Origin of the sequence: Vibrio sp. TH_r3 (genome assembly GCF_033101115.1) — a bacterium.
Taxonomy (GTDB): Bacteria; Pseudomonadota; Gammaproteobacteria; order Enterobacterales; family Vibrionaceae; genus Vibrio.
Window position 1 is genome coordinate 18,458 of record NZ_JAWMPW010000003.1, and the last position, 19,797, is coordinate 38,254.

15 protein-coding genes are annotated in these 19,797 nt (G+C 40.0%); 8 read left to right on the forward strand and 7 right to left on the reverse strand.

Annotated elements, in window-relative coordinates; translation table 11 throughout:
- Position 1: 1 nt before the first annotated feature.
- The 7 genes from proV to R3X26_RS04205 form a co-directional block, all read right to left on the reverse strand.
- Complete coding sequence (proV, locus tag R3X26_RS04175; RefSeq protein ID WP_317715956.1) at positions 2-1,189, reverse strand: glycine betaine/L-proline ABC transporter ATP-binding protein ProV; 1,188 nt, start codon at positions 1,187-1,189, stop codon at positions 2-4.
- Between the two features lie 357 nt (positions 1,190-1,546).
- Positions 1,547-3,034 (reverse strand): carboxypeptidase M32, encoded by a 1,488-nt coding sequence (locus R3X26_RS04180; RefSeq protein ID WP_317715957.1) that lies wholly within the window; start codon positions 3,032-3,034, stop codon positions 1,547-1,549.
- Between the two features lie 11 nt (positions 3,035-3,045).
- A complete protein-coding gene (locus R3X26_RS04185) occupies positions 3,046-4,038 on the reverse strand; it encodes an oligopeptide/dipeptide ABC transporter ATP-binding protein (RefSeq protein ID WP_317715958.1) in 993 nt (330 codons plus the stop codon).
- A 15-nt stretch (positions 4,039-4,053) separates the two neighbouring features.
- Entirely contained in the window at positions 4,054-5,013 is a 960-nt protein-coding gene (locus R3X26_RS04190; RefSeq protein ID WP_317715959.1) for an ABC transporter ATP-binding protein, read from the reverse strand.
- Positions 5,013-5,951 carry an ABC transporter permease gene (locus tag R3X26_RS04195; RefSeq protein WP_317715960.1) on the reverse strand — a complete coding sequence of 313 codons (939 nt, stop codon included), beginning with the start codon at positions 5,949-5,951 and terminating at the stop codon, positions 5,013-5,015. The genes R3X26_RS04190 and R3X26_RS04195 overlap by 1 nt, the downstream gene beginning before the upstream one ends.
- Before the next feature lie 2 nt (positions 5,952-5,953).
- Positions 5,954-6,928, reverse strand: coding sequence for an ABC transporter permease (locus tag R3X26_RS04200; protein WP_317715961.1), 975 nt, complete (start codon positions 6,926-6,928; stop codon positions 5,954-5,956).
- Positions 6,929-6,998: 70 nt separating this feature from the next.
- On the reverse strand, positions 6,999-8,582 hold the full coding sequence (locus tag R3X26_RS04205) for an ABC transporter substrate-binding protein (RefSeq protein WP_317715962.1): 1,584 nt from the start codon (positions 8,580-8,582) through the stop codon (positions 6,999-7,001).
- 546 nt (positions 8,583-9,128) lie between these two features.
- Here R3X26_RS04205 and R3X26_RS04210 point away from each other — a divergent pair.
- The 8 genes from R3X26_RS04210 (at position 9,129) to R3X26_RS04245 (ending at position 19,797) form a co-directional block, all read left to right on the forward strand.
- Complete coding sequence (locus tag R3X26_RS04210) at positions 9,129-10,076, forward strand: GntR family transcriptional regulator (protein ID WP_317715963.1); 948 nt, start codon at positions 9,129-9,131, stop codon at positions 10,074-10,076.
- Positions 10,077-10,098: 22 nt separating this feature from the next.
- Entirely contained in the window at positions 10,099-10,800 is a 702-nt protein-coding gene (locus R3X26_RS04215) for a creatininase family protein (RefSeq protein WP_317715964.1), read from the forward strand.
- Positions 10,797-11,822 carry a 2-dehydropantoate 2-reductase gene (locus tag R3X26_RS04220; RefSeq protein ID WP_317715965.1) on the forward strand — a complete coding sequence of 342 codons (1,026 nt, stop codon included), beginning with the start codon at positions 10,797-10,799 and terminating at the stop codon, positions 11,820-11,822. Before R3X26_RS04215 ends, R3X26_RS04220 begins: the two co-directional genes overlap by 4 nt.
- A gap of 11 nt (positions 11,823-11,833) precedes the next feature.
- Positions 11,834-12,631 carry an SDR family oxidoreductase gene (locus R3X26_RS04225; protein ID WP_317715966.1) on the forward strand — a complete coding sequence of 266 codons (798 nt, stop codon included), beginning with the start codon at positions 11,834-11,836 and terminating at the stop codon, positions 12,629-12,631.
- On the forward strand, positions 12,628-13,512 hold the full coding sequence (locus tag R3X26_RS04230; RefSeq protein ID WP_317715967.1) for a polysaccharide deacetylase: 885 nt from the start codon (positions 12,628-12,630) through the stop codon (positions 13,510-13,512). The genes R3X26_RS04225 and R3X26_RS04230 overlap by 4 nt, the downstream gene beginning before the upstream one ends.
- A 10-nt stretch (positions 13,513-13,522) precedes the next feature.
- Positions 13,523-14,443: an isoaspartyl peptidase/L-asparaginase family protein gene (locus R3X26_RS04235; RefSeq protein ID WP_411572389.1), complete on the forward strand. Its 921-nt coding sequence runs from the start codon at positions 13,523-13,525 to the stop codon at positions 14,441-14,443.
- Between the two features lie 214 nt (positions 14,444-14,657).
- Positions 14,658-17,195 carry an EAL domain-containing protein gene (locus tag R3X26_RS04240; RefSeq protein ID WP_317715968.1) on the forward strand — a complete coding sequence of 846 codons (2,538 nt, stop codon included), beginning with the start codon at positions 14,658-14,660 and terminating at the stop codon, positions 17,193-17,195.
- Positions 17,196-17,568: 373 nt separating this feature from the next.
- On the forward strand, positions 17,569-19,797 hold the full coding sequence (locus R3X26_RS04245; protein ID WP_317715969.1) for an EAL domain-containing protein: 2,229 nt from the start codon (positions 17,569-17,571) through the stop codon (positions 19,795-19,797).

The following is a 19,797-nucleotide window of genomic DNA, read 5'->3' on the forward strand; positions in this document are numbered from 1 at the left end:
TTTATTCCCTGTCGAGTACTTGTAGTAAACGTGTTTTTGAAATTACGCCGTAATAGTTATTCTGATCATCGATGACCGGAACTGGACAAGGGCTGTCCGCGACGTTAGAAATGAGATCATTAACTAACATTTCTGGGTTAATAGAGGTGACGCCCTCTAATTGAGCGCTGATCAGGGAGCGCTTTTCTTTATAAGCCTGTTGCAATGATTCTATTGAAACCACACCAGAGAATTTGTTTGACTTATCAACAACAACCCCATACTCGTAATCGGTATCAATGAGCATTTGTAATGCTGAAGCGGGTCCGTCATGCTCTGATTTTTTAAACACTACACCCGGACGTTTTTTAGCCACATCTTTTGCGGTTAAAACGGTCGATACATCAACGCCTTTAAAAAATGAGCTAACATAATCGTTGGCAGGCTTGTGTAATATTTCGTCTGGTGTACCTACTTGGACAACATTCCCTCCTTGCATAATGGCGATTCGATCACCAATACGCATGGCTTCATCTAAATCATGAGAAATGAAAACAATAGTCCGTTTATCATCATTTTGTAGGCGAATAAGTTCGTCTTGCATCTCTGTTCTTATTAACGGATCTAATGCTGAAAATGCTTCGTCCATTAACAAAATATCAGGGTCACAGGCTAAGGCTCTAGCTAAGCCAACACGTTGTTTCATTCCTCCAGACAGTTCATCCGGAAAAGAGTCACTGTGTGTGCCCAAGCCTACGCGCTCTAGCGCAGATAATGCGGTTGCAGAACGCTGTTCTTTTTCGACATGAGCAAGTTCTAAACCAAATGCGGCATTCTCCAGTACCGTCATATGCGGCATCAATGCGAAATTCTGGAAAACCATGGAAATATTGTCTCGGCGAACTTGGCGCAGTTCAGTGTCGGATATGCTAGCAATGTCGTTACCACGTAATAACACACTGCCTCTTGTTGGTTCAATCAAGCGGTTTAGCAACCTGACTAAGGTTGATTTGCCTGAGCCAGATAAGCCCATAATAACGAATATTTCGCCTTCATTAATGGTGAGAGAGACATCGTTAACCCCTACAGTTAACCCTGTTTTCTCAAAAATTTGGTCTTTATCAAAATTTTTTTCTAGTAGGGGAAACGCCATATCTGGCTTCTCTCCAAAAACCTTGTAGAGATTTTTTACTTCTAATATTGGTGACATCCAACGCTTCCTTATGCGTACTTATTTCACATATTGATTTGATGTGTAATTATTCGTACTCTAACGATATTTGTTTGAATGTTCAAGCTGTGAATTGTGGTTTAAGTATGTCGTTCTATATAATTTTATTTAAATACAATTAGTTACTGTTAATATTTCAAGTAGAGTTTTTACGTAATATTTATACTAATTAATATTATGGTTAGATATCAAACAGATTTATATGACTAGTAAGTGACGTTAGAGTGAACGTTTAAGGAATTAATTGTTAGAAAAAAATAACGCTAGCAATATAATTTAGCGGCTAGCGTTATGGAGGACAAAATGTTTTATGTGGAGGTTGATTTGAGAAAAATGTTACAAAAATTTAGACTTTAGGTAATTAACATAAGGAGTGATGTCTTCTGAATCTATTCCCATTGATGTTAATAGTTGCTTTCTCGTTTTGCTGCGGCCATGGTTCCATATTTGTTGAGTGAGTTCATCCTTCAACGGATGAATATTTCCTTGTTTGACGGCTTGAGTAATATCTGGCTGATGGTTATTGAGCGAATTCATTACTTGAGCTGCGGTAATATTACCGATGGTGTAAGTTGGGAATGAACCGATATAGCCTGTTGACCAATGTATATCTTGCAACACACCAAGCCCATCGTTAGGGACTTGAATACCTAAGTCACTCTCTATCGATTCGTTCCATAGCGCAGGTAAATCGGCAACCTCTATGCTGCCTTCCATTAACGCCATTTCTAGTCGAACTCTCAGCATAATATGCAGATCGTAGGTTAATTCATCCGATTCGACACGAATCAGGCTAGGCTTGGAATGGTTAATCGCTTTGACAAATTCCTCTTTGGATACATCGCCTAGTTGACTGGAGAAATAGCTTTGCAACAGATCATAATGATTGTCCCAAAAACCTTGTGAGCGTCCAACGTGGTTTTCAAATAGGCGAGATTGACTTTCATGCATGCTGAAACTGGTCCCACCAACGGCATAAAGACCACGTAAATCAGTCGTAAATATACTGCGCGTGAAGTTAGGTGAAATGCCCATTTCATACATAGCATGACCGATTTCATGTAAGGTACCGAAAATCGATGATGGTAGAAAATTCTCAGACCAGCGTGAGGTTACTCGAACATCTTCACGGGTAAAGCTAATTTCAAATGGGTGATTAGCGGTGTCAATGCGTCCGTGGTTTAGGTCGTAACCAAGAATATTGGCCAACTCGTGAGAAAAGGCTTTTTGAGATTCAACGGGAAAATGTCGCGTTAAAAAATCGGTTCTAGGTGCATCAGCGGCATGATTTTTTTTAATGATTGGTAATAATGCTGAACGTAAATTGTCAAATTTTTTACTGATACTTGCTGAGGTTTCTTCCGGCTCATATAACGATAGCATGGGATCATACGGGTGCGCAGCGTCAAATTGTGCCGATAGCTCTCGGCTCATTTTTACCGTATTTTGCAAGTGGGGTTGAAAATGCGCAAAATCGGATTTTTGTCGGGCTTCTTGCCACGCTTGGCCACTAATTGCGGATTGTTCCGCCTGCTTCATAAGTAATTCAAGAGGAATTCTTTTGTGGTATTCGATGGCATCTACCACCTCTTGTGCTGCTTTAGTTTCTAGTTCAGAAGCCGAAGTGGCAAGGATATTATGGGCTTGTTCTTCCAAATAAGGGTCGATGATTTTTTCTCGGGCTATCGCTTGTAAACTAGCGATTTGATTGCCTCGAGTTGCCGCGCCTCCTTTGGGCATTATCACACGACTATCCCAAGTCAGTAAGTTGACACTACATAAAATATCGTTAATCGTGGCGACGCGTTGGGTAAAGTTGTTCATGTTCATCCTGATTATTTATTAAGTACGTGACATGCGAATCGACGGCCATCAACCGTCGTGGTTTCTGGGTACTGTTTCGAGCATATAGGTTGCGCAATTGGGCAACGCGGGTGAAACGCACAACCGCTTGGCGGAGAAAGAGGAGAAGGAATTTCTCCAATCACCGGATTAAACTCGCCTTTTTCTTTGCCTAGTTCTGGAATTGCACTGTAAAGCGCTTGAGAATAGGGATGATAACGTTGTTTGTGCAGATCTTCTGAGCCAGCAAGTTCCACCATTCTACCCAAATACATAATCGCGACACGGTCACAAACATGCCGTACCACTGATAAATCGTGACTAATAAAAATCGCGGTCAAATTCAGTTTTTTGCGTAAGTCCATAAATAGATTCAGTACTTGTGCTTGAATCGATACATCTAAAGACGCCACCGCTTCGTCAAACACTAGAATATCGGGTTCCATCGCCAAAGCACGAGCAATGGCGATTCGCTGTCTTTGCCCGCCAGAAAATTGATGAGGGAATCGATTGGCGTAGGAAGGGTTTAAACCAACCTGTTGCAATAGTTCTTGGACTCGGTTTGCCGCATCACTTTTGTGTATGATGCCATTTTTTACTGGACCTTCACTGATTTGTTCACCAATACGCATTCTAGGGTTTAAGCTCGCAAACGGATCTTGGTGAATCATTTGTACTTTGGTGGTGGCTTTTACTACTCGGCCATCGCGAAATTGAGCGACTGGTTGACCGTTTAACGTTACGTTGCCATCAGAAGGCGTGTAAATACCGGAAATAATACGACCAAGTGTTGACTTACCGCAGCCCGATTCACCAACGATACCGAGAACTTCGCCTTTTTTAACTTCGACTGATATTTGCGATACCGCATGAACCGTGTCATTTAATGGTTGTTTGGTGATTCGACTGACTAATCGGTCGATGGCATTACTGGGTAACGTAAATCGTTTCGATACGTTATCAATTTTTAATATGATGTCTTCCATGATATCTCTCCTGACTCAGTTAATGACGTGATGGCAGCGAATATAGCCCTGTGCAGAAGTCTGTGCTGCTGGCTGAGTATTACACTGATCAGAAGCCAGGTGGCATCGTGGTTTAAAGGCGCATCCTTCAGGTAAATTGGCTAAAGAAGGTGCAGAGCCTGGAATTTGCGGTATTTTGCTGCCGGGTTCATGTAGGCTAGGAACAGATGCTAATAGCCCTTGAGTGTATGGATGTTGTGGGTTGTTGATAATATCGCGTGTATCGCCAGATTCGACAATTTGACCCGCATACATGACTGATACTTTATCTGCTAGCGACGACACGACAGAAAGATCGTGCGATACCCATACAATGGCCGTATTGGTTTCATCGGCTAAGCGACGTACTTCCGATAAAATTTGACCTTGAATGGACACATCTAATGCGGTGGTTGGTTCATCAGCAATAATCACTGCAGGCTCGTGCAACAAAGCGATGGCGATAGCTACTCGTTGTCGCATTCCGCCCGATAGTTCATGAGGGTACGCATCTAATCGCTCTTTTGCTGCAGGAATACCTACAATTTCAAGTACTTCTTGTGCGCGTGCTAAAGCTTGTTTTTTTGACATCTTTTTGTGGACTTGAATCGCCATGGTCATCTGTTTACCAATTTTTAAAACTGGATTTAACGTCATCATGGGATCTTGGAAAACCATCGAAATGTGTTTTCCTCGCATTTTTCGAACTTCTGCTGCCGACATAGCAAGCAAATCAATGCCATTGACCAGTACTTGTCCGTGAGTAATTTCACCGGGTGATTCAATTAGATTTAAGATCGAAAAGCCAGTAACGCTTTTACCTGAACCACTTTCTCCAACCAAACCCATAATTTCACCCGGTTGAACGGAAAAGCTGACATTATTCACTGCTGTGACGTTCCCTTCCGAGGTATTAAAGCAGGTGGTTAATTCTTTTACTTCCAATGCATGTTGCATTACTTTGCTCTCCTTGGGTCGAGAATATGTCTAACATGATCAGCAACCAAATTGATTGCTATGATAATTATCATTAGCGCAATACCAGGGAAAATAGATAACCAGTAGCGATTGGTATGAATATATTTAAAGCCATTTGATATCAATGAACCAAGAGAAGGTTCAGTGATAGGGAGACCGACACCTAAAAACGATAGTGTTGCTTCCAATGCTATCGCACCGGCAATTTGTACCGTCGCTACTACAATTAACGGAGGTAAAATATTAGGCAGCATGTGTTTGAACAAAATATAGTTGTCAGGCAATGGCGTAGAGCGTGCGGCTTCAATGTAATCTTTGCCTCTTTCTGCTTTGGCTGCACCATGAGTTGTCCTTGCAAAGTAGGCATACTGAGCGATCACAAGTGCGGTTATAATTTGGAAAATTCCTTGTCCCAATGCGGAAACCAAAACCAAGGCAAGTAACATAGCAGGCAAGGCCAACTGAAGATCGACAATACGCATTAATATAGCTTCTACGCGACCACCGAAATAGGCAGCAGTTAAGCCAATTAATATTCCTATGCTTAATGCAATGATTCCAGATGTTAGTCCGATAGAAAAACTGGTTTTTAAACCGTAAAAAATAGCCGAAAGCATGTCTCTGCCGACATTGTCGGTACCTAGAACATGGTAATACCCACCGGTGCCTATTTTTCCTGGTTGCAGAAAAGCGTCGAACCAGTTTAGGTTGGCCAAATCATATGGGTCTTGAGGTGCAATGAAAGAAGAGCCAAAGGCAAGGAACATTAATACAACGATTAATACTAGAGCACTTACCGCTAGCTTTGATTTGGCAAATTCTTTCCAAAAGGCTTTAAGCTGTTTAGTTCTTGATGATTCAGCAGAGGCTTCGCTTGAAACAGTACTGGTTTGAGAGTCAATTTTAGTAGCATTCATGATTAACTTTTCCCTTTTAATCTAATTCTTGGGTCTAATTGCGCCTGAATGATGTCTACAATCAAGTTGATTAAGACAAATAAAATGACGACAAAAACAAGGTAAGAAACCATAACGGGTCTATCGAGCTGTTGAATTGAATCAATAATTAACTTACCGACACCAGGCCATGTAAATACGCTTTCAGTCACAACCGCGAAAGCTAATGTAGAGCCGAGTTCTAAGCCAAAAACGGTAACAATAGGAACGGAGATATTTTTAAGAATATGCTGCGAAACGATTTGAAAATCTGACAAGCCTTGAGCACGGGCAAATTTGACATAGTCGGAGCGCATTGCCTCAATCATGCCTGTTCTTGCAAGTCGAATAAGTAACCCTGTTTTAAATAAAGAGAGATTGATTGCTGGCAAGATAACGTGTGACCAGCCGTTGCCAGTGAAGAGCGATGAAGAGAAACCTAGAAATTCACCAATTTCGCCTCTGCCTCCAGAGGGTAAAATACCTAAGCTAACGGCGAAGGTCATGATTAAAAGCATGCCTATCCAGAAAGTAGGGACAGAGAACCCGATGACAGAAAATGCCATAATACACTGAGCTGATTTGGAATCCGGTTTGTAACCTGCCCACAATCCCGCTGGTATACCAATAAATATCGCAATAAGAACAGAGACAAATACCAGTTCGACAGTTGCACCTAGGCGAGAAAAAACCAGTTCAGTCACAGGAATGTTATAGATCATAGACGAACCGAGATCGCCGTTAAACACGTTACCTACGAAAATAAAATATTGATGCCAAAGAGGTAAATCAAAACCATATTGCTTAATCAGTTGCTCTCTGATTTCCTGTGTCGCGCCAGGATCAATCATAACGTCAATTGGGTTACCAATTGCGTAAACACCAACAAAAACGATGACGGACATTGTAAATACAACACCGATGGCTTGAAACAGACGCATGATTAAAAAGCTAAACATATTAAAATCACTCCATTGAATATGTTAAAGCCATACAACGATTGAGTTGTATGGCTTTGGCTTATAATAATTATTTAGAGGTAATATCGTACGCCAATGTTTCTTGGTCTATACGTGGAGCAAAAGAGAATTTGCCTTTCTTCGCTGCCCATACCACTTGTAAATTGATAGTTGGAATAAGCGCACGATCTTCCATCGCAACAAAAGAAGCTTGTTCATATAAAGCTTTACGCTTATCGCTATCTAACTCGTTAGCACCTTGGGTGAATAAGTCATCAAATTCTGAATTTGAATAACCAGTTCGGTTGAAGTTACCGAATCCTTGTTCTGGATCTTTGGTATGTACCAGTGCGCCATAGGTATAAGCTGCTTCGCCTGTAATTGTGCCCCAAGCAGACATTTGCATGGTGTATTCTTCTCTCGCGGCCGCTGGGAAGAAAACCGTACCATTTAATGCTTGTGCATTAACCGTCAAGCCAAGTCGAGACCACATCTGTGCTAACGCTTCACAAATAACTGCATCGCCAGGAACTCGGTTATTGGTACATGTGAAATCAACTTCGAAACCATTCGGGTAGCCAGCTTCGGCAAGCAATTCTTTTGCTTGTTCGATATCGTATTGCTTTTCACCTAATTCATCAGAATAACCAAAGAAACCTTCTGGCATCAGCTGATTAGCTGGACGACCGAGGCCTTCCATTACAATATCAACTAGAATGTCACGGCTGATCGCTAGATCAAGTGCTTTTCTAACACGTAGATCTTGCAGTGGGTTACCTTCGACTTCTTTACCATCCACTTTAATTGGTTGTGGTTCTTCATCTTTTACTGATGGCGCAATATTTAAAATATAAACAGAATCACCAACAACGGTATCCCATTTTGGCTGTCCTTTAAGAGCCAGATAATCAGAAGCAGGTACGTAGTTAATAAGGTCAACTGAACCTGATTGAAGTGCCGCTACACGCGCAGCGTCGTCTGGTATCTCTTTACGGATAACCGTTTTCCATTCAGGTGCTTTACCCCAATAATCGTCATTTCTTTCTAAAACCAATGACCCTTTTGGCTGCCAAGAAACAAATTTGTAAGGGCCGGTGCCAATTGCTTTCTCTCCGCTATTAAAGTCAGCGTTACGAGCTTTATCACCCGTTTCAGAAGGGACAACAAAAAGACGAGTGAAATCGTTAGGTAAAGAAGGAGCAATGACCTTAGTCGTGATATGAATTGTGTAATCATCAATGATATCAACTTTGTCTACGTACTTAGTGTAAAGCGTCATTGACATCGGGCCAGTCGCGTAAGAAATCCTCTCGATAGAGAATTTTATATCTTCAGCGGTTAAATCGGTTCCATCATGAAACTTAACGCCTTGACGTATTTTAAATTCCCATACTTTCGGGCTAATTACCTGCCAACTTTCTGCTAACCCTGGTTGTAATTGTAACTTGTCATCAACACTGACAATCGTTTCATAAATGTGTTTGAGTGCCTCAGCTTGGGTACCCAATGTTGACCAATGGGGATCAATAGAATCAGGTCCAGCGCGAAGTCCCAATACTAACTCACTGTCTGCTGCGTAAGCACTGGTACCAGCTAAAGACAAAGCACACAAGATGCTAGCTGAGACTAATTTCAAGCTTTTGTTACATATCATATTACACTTCCTTTTGATTATTGATAATTAAGTCCATATATCGTCACACCACATGTAACAATATTATCCTTGATTGAGCAAGTGCAAAGTAATTTATTTAAATTTATATTTTGTTTAATATTTAGACTTTAATTTTTTAATTAAGCTTTAATTAACGAGTATAAAGTATTTAAATCTATTATATTCTAGTTATTTGGATTTATTATTGTTATTTTATTGTTTTTTAAAATTAATTTTATGTTAAATTTTTACATATTTGTTTGATTTTTACGCTTGTCATTAGTAATAATGTTACTGTTAAGATAACAATTTTACCTGTTGGGTAACAATATAACGTACGAATGTTGATTTGCTTCATGGTGAGATTACTCTGTTATTGTATACTTCATGATAACAATTTGGATTTTTCGGCATCTATTAGACGCAGTGCTATTTATTAGATTAAGTGTTAGTTGTTAGATGTGTTGCCACTTACTAGATTAAGCCGTAATGATTAGATTAGATGATACATACAACAGAATCACATCTGTGTGACTTAGGATTCATATGAAACATTTAGAAAATACAATGGATTTAATTGACTCGATTGACTCGCAACTAGAAGTGCCGTTATCCGTACAGCTCAGAGGTGTCATTGAATATGGTATTACTTCTGGTGAATTAAAGCCGGGTTGCAAATTGCCGACCATTCGTATGATCGCCAGTCGAACTGGTATGTCACCTGTGACGGTTAGTAATGTGTTCGCCAAGTTAAAGACAATTGGTTTACTTGAATCAAAAGTCGGCGCTGGGACTTATGTTGCAAATTACAAGATAGAGGCTGATCAAAACGCCTTGCTAGAGATTGATAAAAAGATTGAAGAATTACTTAAATTAGCTAAGAAAGCGGATATTGAACCACATGTTATTTCGACTCGATTGTTTCTAATGATGAAAGCCAATCCTAAAATAAACATTATGATTTTAGGCATCTTTCCCAAGCAAACACAATATTATTTAGATGTAATTAAAGACCATATTTGTAATGAGCAGATCGTCTTTCATAGCAGCACAGTCGATCAAGCGAAAAATAATCAAGAAGCCTGTATTAACTACGTTCTTGGCCCTATTAATGTTAATCAGCAAGCAAAAGATATGTGGCCAAATGCAGAGTTTATTGCATTTAACTTGATCCCAAATCAACAAACTCGCATTGCTTTAGCGTCAATTGACAGCAATGCAAAAGTGACCGTGGCTTCGTATTTCTCAAGTTTTATCAGTTTTCTAAAAACGAATATGAAAAAATTTGCCCCTCACGTTAATGACATCAATTTCGTGCATCACGTTCCGGGAGAGCTCACCAATAAATCTCACGGTTGTGACGTGCTTATTTATTCTACGGGTGTTGATATCACTCAAGAAAAGTTATCTAAAAATGTTGTTCATTTTGAATATCAATATGTACCCGATATGAATGATTTAAATAAACAACTCCACTCAAGAATGATTTTATAAAAATATAGTAAAGGACTCTTATATGCTAGTTTCGCAATCGAATTGGATGCAAATTGAACAATATTTAGAAAACAATGATGTGTGCATATTGCCGCTTGGTAGTACCGAACAACATGCTTATCTAAGCCTGTCGGTCGATTCTATTCTGTCAGAAAAAGTGGCGCAAGATGCAGCTGAACCTCTAGGTATTCCAGTGTTTCCCGCCATACCTTACGGGATAACGCCTTATTTTATGGATTTCCCAGGCACTGTTTCTCTTAAATTGCAAACCTATGCGGCACTAGTTAATGACGTATTAGAAAGCTTATATAAAGTCGGTTTTAGAAAAATTCTTATCATAAACGGGCATGGTGGAAACACGCCAGTTATGCCAGTAACAATGGAATTTATGGAAAGTCACAGCGACGCCACTATTCGATTTCATGATTGGTGGAAAGCACCAAAAGCACTCGCGTGCATTAAAGAAATTGACCCAATTGCCAGTCACGCAAGTTGGATGGAAAACTTCCCATGGACACGGTTAGAAGGCGTAGAAATGCCTGATGAACAAAAGCCTTATGTGGATTTTTCTAAGTTGCGCGACCGTGATTCAGCAGGAGTACGTAAGCTTATTGGTGATGGTAATTATGGCGGATACTATCAACTTAGTGATGAAAATATGGACAAGCTTTGGGCTGTTGCCGTGGATGAAGCACGCGAATTGTTAACCGGAGATTGGAAATGAACAACCAACAACCGATATTAATTTGGGGCGCTGGCGCAATTGGCGGGGTACTCGCCGCATATTTAGCTCGTGCTGGTAAAGAAGTGCATGTAGTTGATATTGTTGAAGAACATGTGGAAAAAATAAACGCACAAGGACTTGATATTCAAGGTCCAGTTGATGCGTTTAACCAACCATTGAAAGCGTTTTTGCCTTCACAACTTAGTCAGAAATACGATTGCATTATTTTGGCGGTTAAAGCCCATCATACTGACGGTGCTGTTGATATGTTAACGCCTTTTTTGTCAGAAAACGGCTTTGTCGTGTCGGCGCAAAATGGCTTGAATGAGCATGTTATTGCCAAAAAAATCGGGGCAGAAAAGACATTAGGCTGCTTTGTTAATTTTGGTGCTGATTGGCTTGAACCTGGCGTTATTTTGTACGGTAATCGAGCGGCGATTGCGATAGGTGAGCTAGATGGTTCGATTAGCCAACGTGCAACAGATGTACACGCTTTATTCTCAATTTTAGAACCTGATTCGGTTTTAACCGACAATATCTGGGGCTATTTGTGGGGCAAGCTAGGCTATGGATCACTGCTAATCTGTACCGCGTTGACACCCGATTCGATGTCAGATGCTATGGCGAAAGAGGCGCATTATGAAGCGTATGCATCATTGGGCCATGAAGTTATGGTACTCGCTAAAGCACTTGGTATTAAGCCTATGAGTTTTAATGGTTTTGAGTGTGATGCATTTTTAAGTAAAGATCCCATCGCTGTACAACAATCATTAGACCGGATGGTTGTTCACAATCGTAAAACGGCAAAGACACACTCAGGTATTTGGCGTGATTTAGCGATAAGAAAACGTAAAACAGAGGTGGATGCGCAAATACAATCCGTTATTGACCAAGGAGAACGTTTGAACATCCCAACCCCCGCTTTATCGAGTTTAGTTTCTCTTATTAATGCTATAGAAAACGGTCATCGTGAACAAAATTCTGAGTTAGTCGATGAACTGATTTTGACTCTAAATCACTAAGGAATGGTGAAATGATTTTTGATTTTTCAGGGAAGACCTTTATCGTCTCTGGTGCAGCGCAAGGTATTGGCGCTGCGACCGCGCGAAGTTTACAGCAAGCAGGCGCAACGGTTGTTTGTTTGGATAGAGACGGCGAAGGATTAAAGCAATACGCAGAACATTTATCGGTAAACTCATCATCTACAACCCCATCATCTTTAACTCCAGAGTTTGATTGCTACACCGTTGAATTAAGTGAGCAAAGCGAAGTAAAAAAACTGGTCAAAAAACTGTATGAAAAATACGCAATAATCGATGGTTTCGTGAATGCGGCTGGTGGAGTGTGTGGTCAAGTAGGTCAACCATTAGAAAATGTTGAAGCGAAAGCATGGCAAGCTATTTTTGATGCAAATTTACATACCGCATTATGGATGTGTCAGGCATTAACGCCTCAAATGAAAGTGGCTGGTAAAGGCGCGATTGTGACGATTTCTTCTGGAGCAGGTTTGAGGCCAAGTTTGACCGGTATTCAGGCGTATACCTCGGCAAAACATGCTCTTATTGGTTTTACCAAACAGTTAGCTCAAGAGCTTGGGCCTCATGGAATTTGGGTGAACTGCATTGCACCAGGTTTTGTATTATCTAATCCTTCTACATTAAAGCAATGGCAAGTATTAGGAACAGAAAAACAGCAAGGCATGATAGACAATATCAATATGCGTCGTTTAGGTTCGGGACAAGATATTGCCAACTCGGTGTTGTTTTTGCTGTCCGAACAAGCAAATTGGATCAGTGGCCAAGTTTTATCTGTTGATGGAGGTCATCGATGAGTGAAGCACATGAATGGGACGATCCAACATGGCAGGGATTAGTTAATCAAGTCCGTGCTGGTCGTTCATTACTTCCAAGAAAATGGCCTAATGGTGCCAAATGTGCCGTCGCAATAAGTTTTGACAGTGACCATGAAACCAATGAATTGAGAGACGGAGCAAAATCGGTATCTCGTTTAAGCTGGGGAGAATACGGTTCAAGAAAAGGCATTCCTCGTATTCGGTCTGTATTGCAGCAATATAACGCCAAAGCGACATTTTTTGTTCCTGCTGTGTCCGCATTAATCCATCCGCAAGAGCAGATTGAATTACATGCAGAAGGCCATGAAATAGCGCTTCATGGGTGGATTCACGAAAAAAACACCGAGCTAGACTATGTGACCGAAAAAGCGTTACTTATGAAAGCATCAGATACACTTACCGATCTGATAGGCAAAAGGCCGGTTGGAATGAGAACGCCATCATGGGATTACAGCAAAAATACCTTACAAATTGCCCGTGAAATGGGGTTGCTGTACGACAGTTCTTTATTTGCAGACGATGATCCATACGAAATTATACATAACGGTGAAAACACCGGGATCGTCGAATTACCTGTTGAATGGATAAGAGATGATGCACCGTATTTTTTAATGAATCGTTTTGGTGCTCAGCGTCCTTATACTGCACCCACTGATGTATTGGATATTTTTACACGAGAGTTTGAAGGTGCTTACGCTGAGGGCGGATTATTCCTACTAACCATGCATCCTCATATCATTGGTTACCGCTCTCGTATTTTTATCTTGCAGCAACTACTGGACAACATCACATCAAAGGGCGATTGCTGGATAGCAACGCATGAAGATATTGCTAATTACTGTTTAAACGAGCACAAATAAGGGAATAATAATGACATACGCATTAGCGATTCATGGTGGTGCTGGCACAATTGATAGAGCACAGTTAACACCAGAACTTGAAAAACAATATATTGAAGGACTACAAAAAGCGATAGAAGCGGGAGAAACGATTCTAAAAAATAATGGAACAGCAATGGATGCTGTATGTGCTTCGGTTTGTGCACTTGAAGACCACCCTCTATTTAATGCGGGCAGAGGTGCGGTATTTACCAGCGATGGGACCCATGAAATGGACGCGGCTGTGATGGACGGGAAAGACCAGAATGTTGGTGCCATCGCCGGTGTTTGTGGCCCGAAAAATCCTATTTTATTGGCTAGGAAAGTGATGGAACAAACAGATCACGCTTTTATTATTGGTGATTCATTACATGATATAGCGCAGAGCAACCAACTAGTAATGAAACCTAGTGACTATTTCTTTACCCAAAAACGTTGGGATGCACTGCAAGAAACCTTGCTACTACAAAAGCAGGGTAAGGTGTCCGATGATCCTGCAGTACGTCACGGAACAGTAGGCGCGGTTGCATTGGATAAAGATGGCAATGTAGCAGCAGCGACATCAACCGGTGGAATGACCGGAAAACTGCCTGGTCGTGTAGGTGACAGCCCCGTAATTGGTGGTGGAACATTTGCTAGTAATGGTACTTGTGCGGTTTCGGCGACAGGTTATGGCGAGATTTTTATGCGCTTTACTGCGGCGGCGGATGTTTCATCACGAATGCGCTTTTTGGGTGAGGATCTAGGTTCAGCAGCAACCCATGTGGTCATGGAAGAATTGCTACCTAATGACGGCACTGGTGGTCTAATTGCCGTAGATAACAAAGGTAATATTTCTATGCCATTTAATTCTTCTGGGATGTACCGAGGTTCAGTGAGTTCAAAAAGTGACATGATGGTTGCTATATTTTGATAGTTTGTGGTTGGATTCAAAATAATAAAAATTAAAAAACTTCACTTTAAGAGAGGCGAGTAATATCCTATTCGATCACGAAAGTAATTGATCGAATCGCTAAAATTTTTGCTCAATAAACGTTCATTTTAAAAGATAAGTGAACGTTTATGCTTATATTTAAGTCTGTATTTATAATTATTTTATATAGTTAATTTGTAAACAGAGAAAACCTATGCCAGACCACAAGCACCTTTCTAACGTTTTTGTCCAAACTTTAGAACAATCGATTGACGGCGTTATTGTTATTAATTCTAAAAATATCATTATTTTATACAATAATTCGGCTGAACGTCTTTGGGGCTTTTCTAAGCAGGAGGTTATTGGCAAAAATGTTAAAGTGCTTGTTCCCGATCATATAAAACCGAATCACGACAATTTTGTGAACGCCAATAGAAAAACTGGCGTGAATAAGATAGTTGGCACTAGTCGAGATATTCAAATAGTACGAAAGGATGGCTCTTTGCGTTGGGGGGCCTTCTCTATTTCTAAAGTAGAAGTAGATGGGGAGATCCTTTACACCTCATTTGTAAAAGATGTCACCGAGTTAGTTGAACAAAGAAAACGAATAGAATTACTTTCTCTTGTAACCGATAAAACTGACAACGCTATTTTTATCACTGATCAGGACTGGAAACTTACTTACATCAACCAAGGATTTAAAACGATCTTTGGTTATGATGAAAGTGAAGTGATAGGGCGTTCTCCCATTGACATCCTTGCTTATCATTTTGACTCAAACAAAGTGGTTAAGATAAGAGAAAACCTTATTTTGGGGAAAGCAATTAATAGTGAAGAACGCATTACCACTAAAGATGGAAGAGAATTGTGGTGTTCAGTTATGGCTAACGCAGTGTTTGATAGCTCCGGTAAATTCTCTCATGTAGTGACTATTTTATCCGATATTACCGCGACAAAATTATATGAAGTTCTTCATGCTCATATTTTAAACGCCATTGCTCGAGATGAAGCCTTAGCGGTCATTATGGAAGAAGCTTGCCAAGAGGCGATTAAAATTAGTCACGGTATTATTCCGGCAATTTTCAAAGCGGATGAAGAGGGTAAATTACACCTTCTAGCCTGTTCTGGGTTGTCCGTCCAACATACCATTGAACTGCAAGATATAAATAAATCAGCTGAGCTCGGGAGTATTGGTACCTGTTGTAGCGAAGAGACTCTGGGTTCTGAATTTGGAAGGCGGAAGGAAGCCACGTGGTGTGAGTTTACCGATGTGACTTACTGTTCCGAAATCCAAAGTTGTTGGTCGACGTCGATAAAAGGAAAAAACGGTGAAATTATAGGAGTCATAGCATTTTATCGTAGAGATAACCAAAAACCTAGCGATATTGATTATACATTGGCAGATGTGCTTACGCCTGTTTGTGGGCTTGCTATTGAACGAGAAAGTCATCGACAAAGCATACGACAACTGGCCTATTATGACAGCTTAACCCATTTACCTAATCGCAGTTTATTGCATGCAGAAGCGGAGCAGGCAATTAACGTAGCTGCACAAAATAAATGTAAATTAGCCGTTCTATTTTTGGACCTTGATAGACTGAAATACATTAACGATACTTATGGGCATCCTGCTGGTGATGCGTTTTTGCAGGAAATCGCGGCAAGAATAAGCAGGAAATGCGAAAACAGCGATTTTTGTGGCAGATTGTCTGGTGATGAATTTGTCATTGTTGCGCAAAACAAAAGCATGGATGCATTAAATAACTTTATCGAAGAGCTAAGGCTAGCGATAGCGGCATCATACAAGGTTGAGAATACTCAAATCTATCCGTCGACAAGTATTGGTGTCAGTATTTATCCAGATGATGGTAACGATATAGGCACGTTGATTCATCGCGCTGATATGGCAATGTATCAAGCAAAAGCATTAGGCAAAGGGCGTTTTGCCTTTTTCAGCCATGAGCTTAATAAATTGGCTCAAGATCGACAAGAATTAGAAGAAGAATTAGAAAAAGCAATACAAGGCAATCAACTAGAATTTGTATATCAACCACAAGTTAAAATGCAAGATGGAAGCTTGCATGGTGTGGAAGCTCTTGCCCGATGGGTACACCCTAAGCTTGGTTTTGTCTCTCCGGCAACATTTATTCCATTGGCGGAAGAGTGTGGACTGATTGGTGCATTAACCTACTGGGCATTAAAATCCGCTTGTAAACAGATGTCTATTTGGCGAAGTAAAGGCGTTCAAGTGCCATCTGTATCCGTTAATTTATCACCGTTAAATTTTCACAATAAAGAATTGTGTCATTTAATTATGGCTGAATTAGGCGCTAATAATTTGCAACCTTCAGATTTGATTTTAGAGCTGACAGAAGGCGTATTTTTAGATACCAATCCCAACACGATGAAAACGCTGTATGAAATCCATGACAAAGGAGTTTGTTTTTCAATTGATGATTTTGGTACGGGTTATTCTAGTTTAAGTTATCTAAGAAGCATTCCGATTAAAGAACTGAAATTAGATAAGAGTTTTGTTACAGACATAGAATCTAGCACGACTAGTCAAGCTCTCAGTCAGGCGGTTATTCAAATAGGTGAAAGTCTTAATTTGGATGTAGTCGCAGAAGGTATTGAAACCGAATCTCAATACAATATTTTAAAAGAGCAGGGGTATCATGTCGCGCAGGGGTATCTATTCTCTAAACCACTTAAGCCTTCTGAAATAGAGACATGGTTAAATAATAGAGTTTAATTATAAACCAATAGCAGTGGCTGAGTGAGAGGGGGAAATATCGTGATTCAAACCTATATCTACAAAAAGCAGGTAAAAATTAGGTGATTTACGCGACAGTTTCCGTATATTTCTAATTATTCTTGTCTACTGTCAAAACTGCTCATACACGCACACTATTAATAAAACTAATGATTAAAGCTATGTGGTAAATAATCGTAACATATTGTTAATTATTTAGACTTTAGTAAAACGAATTGCGTCCCAACTTCTATTTTTTAGTATTTATGCTGTCAATGAAGGTGGTTAGATTGCGAAACAGCATGTATATTAAATGAAAGAAAATCTTATAGAACTAAAATTTGTATAATAAATGGTCAGTGGCGAGGTTTTTATGGAAGATAGTTGTCTCTTTATATCCGAGTCAGCGAGTGATGCTAGTATTGACACATCAGTTATATCATGGAAAGTATTGAGTGTTGAAGATGATCTGAATTATCAGCAATCATTACTTTATGGTTTGTCTGACTTGGTTGTTCATGGGAAACCTGTTGAGATATTAACCGCAAACTCTGCAGCTTCAGCAGCAGAAATGTTGGTAAAACATGATGATATCGCTGTTATTTTACTCGATGTTGTCATGGAGCGAGATGACGCGGGGTTACGGTTGGTTGATACTATTCGTAATGTGCAAGGTAATGAGGCGGTTCGGATTATTTTATTAACTGGGCAACCTGGTTCGGCGCCACGCCAATCTGTGATGCAAGAATATGACATCGATGAATATTGGAATAAAGCTGAAGTTGATCATGACCATTTAAGTACGATCGTTACCGCTAATTTACGTACTTGGCAAACACTACGCGAACTGAAACAGAGTTACTTGGGATTGCAGATGGTAGTGGATGCAGCCCGGAGTTTAAGTAGCAAATACGATTTTGATTCTTTTACCCAAGTTGTACTCGCTGAAATTGGACGAGTGATTGGGGCGAATTCCAAAGGGATAGTTTGTGTTATTCAACATATTAATGAGACGTCAAGTGTTATAAAACAAGCTAGGATCGTAGCGGCAAGTGGCAGTTCAGTCAATCTAGTGGGCCAAGACTTCGATATAGAATCGCAGGGGACATTTGGTGACATTTGTAAGAAAGCTCTACAATTACGCGAGCACCAATTTGGCGACAAATTTTCTGCACTCTACTTTAATGGTGATGGTAAATTAGCCGAACATTTCCTGATACTTGTTAATAACGATACGCCTCTCTCTCCTTTTCACATCAACTTACTAAATTTATTCAGCGAAAATATTAATAGTGGTTTTACAAAAATCTCACTTATTAGCCGCCTTAACCAACTTGCATACCAAGATAGTGTTTTAAAAATACACAATCGTAATTGGTTGCAAAGAGAATTGGCTAACATGACGGATGAGGATAAAAAGAACAGCGAACTATTGATTCTTAATTTAAATCACTTTTCTTCTAATGTGCTTGTGTTTGGTGAAGAGCATGCGGTTGATATTATTAAACAATTGTACCTAACTATTCAAAACATGAGTTCTGAGAATAGCTTTATTGCTCGAATTAGGACCGATGCTTTTGTTATCCTATGTACCAAAGGAGAATCGCTTGATAGAAAAGCACTGAAAGCTTTAATTGAACAGCCTGTGATAGTTAGAGATGTTGCCCATAACCTTGAGATCAATATTGCTCGGATGGATATGCAGCTACTTATTGGCATTCCGCATGAAAAAATCCTTTATCTTGGCTTAAGCTTATTGCAAAAAGCGCAACAAGAGTGCATTTCTATTATTGACTACCACCCTGATCATTTTATTGATATTACGGCAGAATCATTATTAATGAATGAGTTGCGTGAAGCTCTTGGTAAGCATGAGTTGTTTATCGTCCTTCAACCAAAAATTGATCTTGCGACAGATACGGTTGTTGGGTTCGAAGCTCTATTGCGCTGGATGAAACAAGGCCAATTGATTTCTCCCGAAGTATTTGTTCCCGTGGCAGAGCAGTCGGGGTTGATTAACCAGTTGGACAGTTTTGTGTTTGAGCAAACACTAGAAGCAATTGATAAGCTAAAAGAGTTAGGTTACGAATATCCAATATCGTTTAATACCACTTGTTCAGACCTCAGAGATCAGGCATATCTTGATAAAATTATCTGTGCGATAAAAGAAAAAAGAGTGGATCCCGCTCTACTTGAACTTGAAATAACCGAATCACAAGCAATGCTAGATTATGAGCAGATGAACCCTATATTGATGAAATTGAGAGCGTTAGGCTTAAATATTGGATTAGACGATTTTGGTACGGGGTATTCTTCACTGTCGCACGTTTCTCGCTTGGCCGCGACATGCATAAAAATAGACCGTAGTTTCGTGATGAATATTGAAATGGATGAAGCGAGTTCTCACGTTGTCGATATGATAATGAAGTTAGCCGATCAGTTTGGTTTTACTGTTATAGCGGAAGGAATAGAAACACAACAGCAGAAAGATATTTTAATTCAGCGTGGTTGCCGATATGGACAAGGATATTTATTTGCCAAACCAATGCCATTGCATGATGTAATTGTATGGCTAGATAATTACAACCTATCAGTTGACTAA